The sequence below is a fragment of the Corynebacterium phoceense genome (assembly GCF_900092335.1).
Classification (GTDB): Bacteria; Actinomycetota; Actinomycetes; order Mycobacteriales; family Mycobacteriaceae; genus Corynebacterium; species Corynebacterium phoceense.
In genome coordinates this window covers 1,412,405-1,413,908 of record NZ_LT596208.1, presented here as the reverse complement: position 1 = coordinate 1,413,908, position 1,504 = coordinate 1,412,405, and the positions used below count along the sequence as shown (strand labels likewise).

Sequence of the window (1,504 nt, the reverse complement as noted above, 5' to 3'; positions counted from 1 at the left end):
TGTGCTCGACGACGAGGACGGTCTGGCCGGCATCGGCGAGCTTGTGGAGCTCCGCGTTGAGCAACGCGATATCGGCGGGGTGGAGGCCCGTGGTGGGCTCGTCCAGGATGTAGACAGTGTGGCCGCGACGGGAGTTGCGGGAGCGCTGGAGCTCGGTGGCGAGCTTGATGCGCTGGGCCTCGCCGCCGGAGAGCTCCGGGGCGCCCTGGCCGAGGCGCAGGTAGCCGAGGCCGACGGACTGGAGGGTGGCGAGTGCGCGGGCGATGGGCGGTTCCTCGGCGAAGACCGCGGCGGCGTCGTCGACGGTGAGCGCGAGGACGTCGGCGATGGTGTAGCCGTTCCAGGTTATCTCGAGGGTTTCCGGGTTATAGCGGGCGCCGTGGCAGTCGGGGCACGTTGAGTACGAGCCCGGCAGGAACGCGAGCTCGACCTCGATCTGGCCTGCGCCGCCGCACGTGGGGCATTGGCCCTGCTTGACGTTGTAGGAAAAGCGGGAGACGGTCCACTTCTTCTCCTTGGCGGCGGGGGTGGCGGCGAAGAGCTTGCGGACGGCATCGAAAAGCCCGGTGTACGTGGCCAGCGTGGAGCGCGGCGTGCGGCCGATGGGCTTCTGGGTAATCTGCACCACGCGCGAGACCTGGTCGAGGCCCTCGTGTGCGCGGACCGACCAGCCGGTTTCCTCCTCGTTATCGCTCACGGCGGTGGCGGTGCTGCGCAGGAGACCGGCGAGCACGGTGGAGATGAGCGTCGACTTGCCCGAGCCCGACACACCGGCAACGGCGGTGAACTGGCCGAGTCCAAAGTCAACGTCAAGTTCCTTGATGCTGCGGCAGTTGACGCCGTGGAGGGAGAGCTCGCCGTGAGCGTCGCGGGGCGCGGCGTTGAGCTGGAGCTGGCGGGAGTGCAAGGCGCGGGAGGTGGGGGTCTCGGCAGCATAGGCGTCGATGGGGCCGGAGTAGAGGATCTCGCCGCCGGCCTCGCCTGCGAGCGGGCCGACGTCGACGAGCCAATCGGCCTGCGCGACCAAGTCCATGTCGTGCTCGACGAGGAGGACGGAGTTGCCGGCGGCGAGGAAGCGGCGGCAGATATCCATGACGGCGGTGCGCTCCTCGGGGTGGAGACCGGCCGAAGGCTCGTCGAGTACATAGGCGACGCCGAAGAGCCCGGAGCGCAGCTGGGCGGCCAGGCGCAGGCGCTGGAGCTCGCCGGGCGAGAGCGTCGCCGAGGGACGATCGAGACTTAAGTGGCCAAGCCCCAGCTCGACCGCGGACTCGAGCGCGGGGATGACCTGTTTGAGCAGCAGCTCGGCGGCCGTGTTGTCGCGCGGCTGCGCCTGGAGCAGGGTGAGTACGTCGGCGAGGGGAAGCGCGCCGAGCTCGTCGATGCGCAGTCCCGCATACGTGACCTTGAGGGCCTTGGGGTTGAGGCGGCGGCCGCCGCAGGTGGGGCAGGTGTGGGACTCCATGAAGCGCAGGGTGCGGTCGCGTAGCGTGTCCGACTGTGT

The 1,504-nt window shown here is 69.6% G+C and carries 1 protein-coding gene; it reads right to left on the bottom strand.

Annotated elements, in window-relative coordinates:
* Positions 1-1,504 (bottom strand): ATP-binding cassette domain-containing protein (locus BN9444_RS10885; RefSeq protein ID WP_141681590.1); only part of this gene is annotated, 1,504 nt, incomplete at both ends.